Annotated in this window: 1 protein-coding gene; it reads left to right on the top strand. The window is 29.1% G+C overall.

Annotation, left to right across the window (positions count from 1 at the left end; genetic code table 11):
- Positions 1-197: 197 nt before the first annotated feature.
- Complete coding sequence (gene tnpA / locus ABGF45_RS08370; protein ID WP_408112844.1) at positions 198-632, top strand: IS200/IS605 family transposase; 435 nt, start codon at positions 198-200, stop codon at positions 630-632.
- Positions 633-726: the final 94 nt, after the last annotated feature.

Here is a 726-nt window from a genome sequence, read left to right as displayed (position 1 = left end):
ACAAACAAGTATATTTTAGAATAAATCAAAGTATCGAAAAACTTTTCGATACTTTGATTTTTGTAAGGACTCTCCCTACCGGCTTTGCCGGGAGGGAAAATCCTAAAAAAACTAAAGTTATAGAAAAAAATTATATTAATAAATAAAAAAATATTTTAATTCGTAAAATGCAATAAAACACAAATAGAGGTATTAATATGCGTGCAAACGGTTCGTCACATACGGTTTGGAATTGCAATTATTATATTGTATTTACGCCAAAATATGAAAAACTTCGTATGTATAAAGAAATAAAAGAAGATATAGGCAGGATTATAAGGAATTTATTAACCAAAAAAGGCATAAAAATAATAGAGGCGGAATTGTGCTCAAATTATATTTATATGCTGATAGAAATCCCTCCTAAATATAGTGTTTCTCAGATAATCGGATATTTAAAAGGTAAAAGCAGCCTATTAATATTTGAAAGAAAAGAAAATTTAAGATATGTGTATAAAGATAGAAGTTTTTGGTGTAGAGGATATTATGTTGACACGTCCCGACGAGACGAAAGCAAAATACATCTATATGTAAAAAATCAATTAAAAGAGGATTATAAAATAAATCAAATGAGTGTAGCCAAGGAATATTAACGTTAGCGAATAAAAACAGCTCACAAATCGCCGGCTAAACAGGTTTACCTAAGCGATACCTTGAGGCTTTTATCTAAATACCCAATAATCAGAA

It is taken from the genome of Helcococcus sp. KG196 (assembly GCF_046035495.1).
GTDB lineage: Bacteria > Bacillota > Clostridia > Tissierellales > Peptoniphilaceae > Helcococcus > Helcococcus ovis.
Note: the sequence above shows the minus strand (reverse complement) of the source record. Positions and strands in the feature narration are given on the sequence as shown.